Source organism: Microcystis sp. LE19-41.2A (assembly GCF_027530405.1).
In the GTDB taxonomy this organism is placed as follows: Bacteria; Cyanobacteriota; Cyanobacteriia; order Cyanobacteriales; family Microcystaceae; genus Microcystis; species Microcystis aeruginosa.
Map to the genome: position 1 here is coordinate 1 of NZ_JAPZQJ010000242.1, position 4307 is coordinate 4307.

The 4307-nt window shown below is 38.1% G+C and carries 7 protein-coding genes and 1 tRNA gene; 4 read left to right on the forward strand and 4 right to left on the reverse strand.

Translation table 11 applies throughout. The features are described 5' to 3' along the window. Window positions 1-128: 128 nt before the first annotated feature. Both O9290_RS10700 and O9290_RS10705 read right to left on the reverse strand, forming a co-directional pair. Window positions 129-359: a helix-turn-helix domain-containing protein gene (locus tag O9290_RS10700; protein WP_288056052.1), complete on the reverse strand. Its 231-nt coding sequence runs from the start codon at window positions 357-359 to the stop codon at window positions 129-131. Next, window positions 356-700 (reverse strand): type II toxin-antitoxin system RelE/ParE family toxin, encoded by a 345-nt coding sequence (locus tag O9290_RS10705; RefSeq protein ID WP_043997200.1) that lies wholly within the window; start codon window positions 698-700, stop codon window positions 356-358. Before O9290_RS10705 ends, O9290_RS10700 begins: the two co-directional genes overlap by 4 nt. Window positions 701-924: 224 nt before the next feature. Here O9290_RS10705 and O9290_RS10710 point away from each other — a divergent pair, with 224 nt between their 5' ends. From O9290_RS10710 to O9290_RS10720, 3 genes are all read left to right on the forward strand, one after another. Continuing rightward, the gene (locus tag O9290_RS10710; RefSeq protein WP_002797268.1) at window positions 925-1176 is read left to right on the forward strand and encodes a hypothetical protein; all 252 of its coding nucleotides are present in this window, start codon (window positions 925-927) and stop codon (window positions 1174-1176) included. An 86-nt stretch (window positions 1177-1262) separates the two neighbouring features. Continuing rightward, complete coding sequence (locus O9290_RS10715; RefSeq protein ID WP_002774365.1) at window positions 1263-1514, forward strand: hypothetical protein; 252 nt, start codon at window positions 1263-1265, stop codon at window positions 1512-1514. Beyond that, entirely contained in the window at window positions 1511-1924 is a 414-nt protein-coding gene (locus tag O9290_RS10720; protein ID WP_002797269.1) for a type II toxin-antitoxin system VapC family toxin, read from the forward strand. The genes O9290_RS10715 and O9290_RS10720 overlap by 4 nt, the downstream gene beginning before the upstream one ends. Window positions 1925-1939: 15 nt before the next feature. On the opposite strand, the gene O9290_RS10725 is transcribed toward O9290_RS10720, so the two are convergent. Next, window positions 1940-3253, reverse strand: coding sequence for a tetratricopeptide repeat protein (locus tag O9290_RS10725; protein ID WP_288056049.1), 1314 nt, complete (start codon window positions 3251-3253; stop codon window positions 1940-1942). A gap of 291 nt (window positions 3254-3544) precedes the next feature. Beyond that, window positions 3545-3618 (reverse strand) — tRNA-Arg (locus O9290_RS10730). 43 nt (window positions 3619-3661) lie between these two features. Here O9290_RS10730 and moaC point away from each other — a divergent pair. Further along, entirely contained in the window at window positions 3662-4162 is a 501-nt protein-coding gene (moaC, locus tag O9290_RS10735; RefSeq protein ID WP_052276318.1) for a cyclic pyranopterin monophosphate synthase MoaC, read from the forward strand. Window positions 4163-4307: the final 145 nt, after the last annotated feature.

Sequence of the window (4307 nt, forward strand, 5' to 3'; positions counted from 1 at the left end):
TGAGGTGGCCAATTACCTAATTTTCAGGGAAAAAGTCCAGGAATTTTCCCCCCGATCCCCGCAATGGCTGGCACTTTTTGAGGGGAAAAAAGTCCAAAAGTCTTATCCAACAAGGTTTTTAGATTTATTCAGCAAGCCCTATTTAGCTCTAGATTTTGCTCTTGTTTAAGGTTAGGTACTATTGATTGCTGTACTTCAAGATGCTCTGCCAATTCTGATAAAGATAAACCTAGTTTTTCCTGCAAATACTTAAGCGTAAGTTCCTCCAGATAAATTTGGGAAGCTCTTGCTTTAATAATTGCTTGTCGTTCTCCACAAAGTTTATTAAATTCTTCCGAGAAGTTGGTATATTCTTTCATGACTTTTCTTCCTTAAGTTTTTCCAGATATTTTTGATAACGTTGATCTGCTATAGGAATATTTTCTTTGTACCATCTTTTGTTACCTGACTTGTTCCCCCCAACAAGTAAAATTGCTTGTCGATGAGGATCAAAGGCAAATAAAACACGCCAAGGTTCACCTTTATACTGAATACGAAGCTCTTTCATATTCTTAAAAGAAGCTCCTTCAATGGTATCAACTCGTGGTCTCCCCAGTGCTGGTCCAAGTTTCATCAATACAGTTAAAACAGCAAATACTTCATTTTGAAGTCCCTGTTCTTGTTGATAAAACCAGAACCTAAAATCTGGATCAAATATAATATTCTATTCCATAACTATAATATAGTCTGTACATAAAATAATGTCAAGCTTTCAGTTAAACATTCGGCTCTCTTGCCATCATCATTATAAATTATAACATCGGTGAATAATCTCTGTGTTCTTTGTGTCTCTGTGGTTAATTACCCTCGATAATCTCCGTACCTCAATCCAACTCGAAAATGCTATGATAAAAGTAACCTATTATCACTAAGGAACCTTTAATCATGACTAACTTAAACAATCATTCAACCTCTAACACATCCGAAGAGCCTGAGTTATCAATGGAAGAACTCGATGCTAAATGGGATGCACTAGAAAATGACCCAGAATTTTTAGCAAAACCTATCTGGCAACAAATTATAGAAATTGGCGCACTTGTTCCCCAATCAGAATGGCGAAAACACTTACCTACAGACTTTGCGCGTAATTTTGAACACTATATGTACGGCGCACCGAGAGAAGATGAGGAAGAATGAAACAAATTTTCGCAAAACATTTACCTGACCAGATAATTTAGGTTATCATTAACTTATTCTCTTTAATCTAAAAGGAACCTTTAATCATGACTAACTTAAACAATCATTCAACCTCTAACACATCCGAAGAGCCTGAGTTATCAATGGAAGAACTCGATGCTAAATGGGATGCACTAGAAAATGACCCAGAATTTCGCAAAAAACCTTTTTGGCAAAGAATTGTTGAGATTGGTAACGTTGTTCCCCAATCAGAATGGCGAAAACACTTTCCCAGAGACTTTGCGCGTAACGCGGAACATTATATGTACGGCGCACCGAGAGAAGATGAGGAAGAATGAGAAAAATTTTCTTAGATACCTTCTATTTAAAAGCGTTAGCTGATAGAGGAGATAATGCTCATAGACTTGCTATAAGTATGGTAGCAAGACTGGGTAACTTTAGAGGTGTTACCAGTGAAATGGTTCTGACAGAATTACTCAATGCTTTATGCAGTAGAGGGGAATTTTTGCGTAAATCAGCTATTCGTCTAACTCATGATTTACGCAATGACAGCAAAACCATAATCATTCCCCAAACCAGTGAACAATTTCAGCAAGCTTTTGATTTTTACCAAAGACGATTAGATAAAGGATACAGTTTAACTGATTGTGCTTCCATGCAGATTATGAGACAACTGGAAATCTCTGAAATATTAACCTTTGATAAGCATTTTCAGCAAGAAGGATTTAGCGCATTACTCAGAGAATAGTCACTAAACTTTACTTCACTTTAATTTTTTCCTCGCTTCATATAACCATTGCTCCTCCTCCGTATTAATTTCCCTCCCTTCGGCTAAATTAAGACATTTACGCCAATTTTCCTGAGATAATTTCTTGTCTTCTTTTTCTAAAAGTTGAGCATAAATACAAAAAGCAGCACCGGGATTGCGGATAAATTTCTGATAAGCTGGATTTTCAGCGATACCAATAGCAACTAAAAGATTAGGAACTGCATCTTCACTGCGATTTTGCTTAAATCTGGCCCAGCCTAGATTTTTATAAATACTATATTTTTGTACTGCTAAATTGCGTTTCTCCTCTTCAGTAAATTGGTCTAGTTTTTCATCTTTTTCTGCTAATAATCTCTTAGCTTTTTCCAGTAACTCTACCGCTTCTGCATTCTTATTATCGCGCAGATACCAATAAGCGAGATTATTATAAGCATCTATAAAACCACCTTTTGCCGCAATTAAATAGTGTTTCTTCCCATTAGTCAAATCCTGTAACTCTTCATAAAGTGTTGCTAACTTATAATGAGCATCTAGATTATCTGGATCTAACTCAATCGCTTTTAAATACTTCTCTTCGGCTGAAGCTAAATTAGGAAATTCTTGACTTGCTGGCGGAGGAGATTGTAAACGGTTGCCTTCTTGCTTATAAAGCTCAGAAAACCAAGAGAAATTTAGATAAATTCCCAAGAGAATAGCAAAGACTATTACTGTTACAGAAAACTGTATTTCTTCATACCAATGTTCAGCAATCCCAAGCAATTTCATTAACTTAACAAAACCCTTCTGGCGCGTCCGTGTGAGAGCATTTTCAGTTTGTAATAAAGAAATGAAAGTCGAAAAAATAACACCTCCTATTTCTAGCAAACCTGAACCACCACTAAGAAACCGAGTAGCAATCGTTCCGATTAATGTAAAATTAACCCCTAATAAAACCAGTTTAACGATTCTCAATAGCCAATCAAAGCGATTGCAAGGATGCAGAGATTCCCTACTTTCTAAATGCCACCACCAAGCCTGAGCAGACATAGGTAAAGTCTCCCGATATTCAGCTAAGTCAAGAACTTGAGTAATTTTGTAACTTTTCTGTTTTAATCTATTATCTTGTTCGATTAATTTTGACGACAGATCAACCGAAATTTCCGCCTCAGCTTCCATTTGTTTATTAAGAGCATCTCTGGCGGTAATAATTTCTAAAGCCTGTGCTTTTTTCAGAGATTTATTATGAGAAGTATCTAAATAATTTAGAGCATTCTGGTAACGCTCTAAAGCAACTTGAAAGGGTGTCGGCACAGGTGCAGGAGAATTCATATTATACTAAATCCGTTGAGCATAGGTTACTTATAAGGACAGGCAAAAGGCAAGAGGCAAAAGGCAAAAGGTGGAATAAATAATCAGTTTTTAATAACCAGATTTAGTATTATACAATCCTAAAAGTTTAGTTTCTTTCACTGTTTGAGGGTAAAAAATACTCCAGCAAAACTGGCTGATGATACTAAATCCTGTTTAAAAAGTATAGGAAAGTGGGAAGATGGGGCAAAAAACCAAAGAAATTAGGAACCATAGGTTCCTAATTCCTGTAGTATATGCCATTGTATGTAACGGGCTTGGAGAGACTCGAACTCCCGACCTTGTGGTCCGTAGCCACACGCTCTAATCCACTAAGCTACAAGCCCTTGTTTTTCTCAACAGTAAACTACTATAGCACAGGTTCATTCAATGACGCAAGAGGGTAAAGAAAAATTATCTCATCTCGACGGCCAAGGCCAGGCCCAGATGGTGGATGTATCGGAGAAAATGCCCACTAAACGCACTGCTATCGCCCTAGGACAAGTGAGAATGCTAAAAACGACTTTTGAAGCCATAGAACAGGGAAATGCGCCCAAAGGTGACGTTTTAGGGACGGCCAGACTAGCAGGAATTATGGCGGCCAAACAAACTTCCTCCTTAATTCCCCTTTGCCATCCCTTACCCCTGCAAAAAATCAATGTTCAGATTATCCCGAAAGCAGAGTTACCCGGCTACGAAATTCGGGCAGAAGTGGTGACAAAATCGGAAACTGGGGTAGAAATGGAAGCTTTAACGGCGGTATCTGTGGCAGCCTTGACTTTATACGATATGGCTAAAGCGTTAGAAAAATCAATCCTGATTGAAAATATCCGTCTGCTGAGTAAAACAGGAGGGAAATCAGATTATCATCAGGATTCCCTGTTGCGATGAAAACCCGGGTGCATCTCACATTTGCAGAAATACCGACAATCAGCAATTATCAGTGACTCTTAAATTATTACAGATGGGTCAGCGGCTGCGTGTAAGCATCCCACCGAAAAACTAATGCGCGGGGGGTTTGGGGGCGGCGCCACGC

Coding starts and splice junctions, on each gene's coding strand:
- O9290_RS10700 (WP_288056052.1), bottom strand. CDS start 359: ATGAAAGAATATACCAACTTCTCGGAAGAATTTAATAAACTTTGTGGA.
- O9290_RS10710 (WP_002797268.1), top strand. CDS start 925: ATGACTAACTTAAACAATCATTCAACCTCTAACACATCCGAAGAGCCT.
- O9290_RS10715 (WP_002774365.1), top strand. CDS start 1,263: ATGACTAACTTAAACAATCATTCAACCTCTAACACATCCGAAGAGCCT.
- O9290_RS10720 (WP_002797269.1), top strand. CDS start 1,511: ATGAGAAAAATTTTCTTAGATACCTTCTATTTAAAAGCGTTAGCTGAT.
- O9290_RS10725 (WP_288056049.1), bottom strand. CDS start 3,253: ATGAATTCTCCTGCACCTGTGCCGACACCCTTTCAAGTTGCTTTAGAG.
- moaC (WP_052276318.1), top strand. CDS start 3,662: ATGACGCAAGAGGGTAAAGAAAAATTATCTCATCTCGACGGCCAAGGC.